This is a genomic window from Arthrobacter sp. NPDC056727, assembly GCF_042790555.1.
Lineage (GTDB): Bacteria > Actinomycetota > Actinomycetes > Actinomycetales > Micrococcaceae > Arthrobacter.
In genome coordinates, this window is sequence record NZ_JBHTZA010000062.1 from 1 (window position 1) to 1,934 (window position 1,934).

Annotated in this window: 1 protein-coding gene; it reads left to right on the top strand. The window is 62.9% G+C overall.

From position 1 onward, the window contains the following. Nucleotides 1-11: 11 nt before the first annotated feature. Nucleotides 12-1,934 (top strand): primary-amine oxidase (locus tag ACFRAH_RS24250; RefSeq protein ID WP_377993442.1); only part of this gene is annotated, 1,923 nt, incomplete at its 3' end.

The window sequence follows — 1,934 nt, forward strand, 5'->3', positions numbered from 1 at the left end:
AGGAGATAAGCATGACTCTCGATATTGAAACTTCTGCTGCTGTTGTTGGGGTTGCGCACCCGTTGGATCCGTTGTCGCGGGCGGAGATTTCGCGTGCGGTGGCGGTGTTGAAGGCGGGTCCGGCTGCGGCGGAGTCGTTCCGTTTTATCAGTGTTGAGTTGCGTGAGCCGTCCAAGGAGGATCTGCGCGCTGGTGTGCAGGTGGTTCGTGAGGCGGACGCGGTGCTGGTGGACCGTGCGGTGGCGCGTTCGTACGAGGCGGTCGTGAATCTTGAGGCCGGCACGGTGGATAAGTGGGTGCAGTTGGCTGAGGATGTCCAGCCGCCGTTCATGCTGGACGAGTTCGCTGAGTGTGAGGAGGCGTGCCGGAAGGACCCGAACGTTATCGCCGCGTTGGCCAAGCGTGGCCTGACGGACCTTGACCTGGTCTGTTTCGAGCCCTGGTCCGTGGGGTATTTCGGTGAGGACAACGAGGGCCGGCGCCTGATGCGTGCCCTGGTGTTCGTGAGGGACGAGCCGGACGACAGCCCGTACGCGCACCCGATCGAGAACTTCATTGTCTTCTATGACCTGAATGCCGGTGAGGTCGTCAAGCTCGAAGACGACCAGGCCATCCCGGTCCCGGCCGCGAGGGGTAATTACCTGCCCAAGTACGTCGGTCAGGCCCGCACGGATCTGAAGCCGATCGAGATCACCCAGCCCGAGGGCGCCTCGTTCGAGGTGACCGGGAACCATGTGCGCTGGGCTGACTGGTCCTTCCGGGTCGGGTTCACCCCGCGTGAGGGCCTGGTCCTGCACCAGCTCAAGTTCCGTGACCAGGGCGTGGACCGCCCGGTCATCAACCGTGCCTCGCTCTCGGAAATGGTGGTCCCCTATGGTGACACCGCCCCGGTCCAGGCGAAGAAGAACGCGTTCGATTCCGGTGAGTACAACATCGGCAACATGGCCAACTCCCTGACCCTGGGCTGTGACTGCCTGGGCGAGATCAAGTACTTCGACGGGAACTCCGTGGACTCCCACGGCAACCCGTGGACGATCGAGAACGCGATCTGCATGCACGAAGAAGACGACTCGATCCTGTGGAAGCACTTCGACTTCCGTGAAGGCACCGCCGAGACCCGCCGCAGCCGCAAGCTCGTGATCTCCTTCATCGCCACGGTCGCGAACTACGAATACGCCTTCTACTGGCACCTGTTCCTGGACGGGTCCATCGAGTTCCTCGTCAAGGCCACCGGCATCCTCTCCACCGCCGGCCAGACCCCCGGGGAAAAGAGCCCGTACGGCCAGTCGCTGAACAACGACGGCCTCTACGCCCCCATCCACCAGCACATGTTCAACGTCCGGATGGACTTCGAACTCGACGGGGTGAACAACTCCGTCTACGAAGTGGACATGGAATACCCCGAGCACAACCCCACCCACACCGCGTTCAAGGCCGTGGACCGGCTCCTGGAAACCGAACAGGCAGCCATCCGCAAAACCAACGAGGCCAAGCACCGGTTCTGGAAGATCGCCAACCACGACTCCAAAAACATCGTGGACGAACCCGTCGCCTACCGGCTGATCCCCACCAACGGGATCCAGCTCGCCGCCGGCGACGAGTCCTACGTCTCCAAACGCGCCCAGTTCGCCCGGAACAACCTCTGGGTCACCGCCTACGACCGGACCGAACGCTTCGCCGCCGGCGAGTACCCCAACCAGGCCACCGGCGCCAACGACGGCCTGCACATCTGGACCCAAAAAGACCGCAACATCGTCGATACCGACCTCGTGGTCTGGTACACCTTCGGCATGCACCACGTCGTCCGCCTCGAAGACTGGCCCGTCATGCCCCGCCAGAACATCGGCTTCATGCTCGAACCCCACGGCTTCTTCAACCAAAACCCCACCCTCAACCTCCCCACCGAAACCCGCACCACCAACAGCGGCCACTGC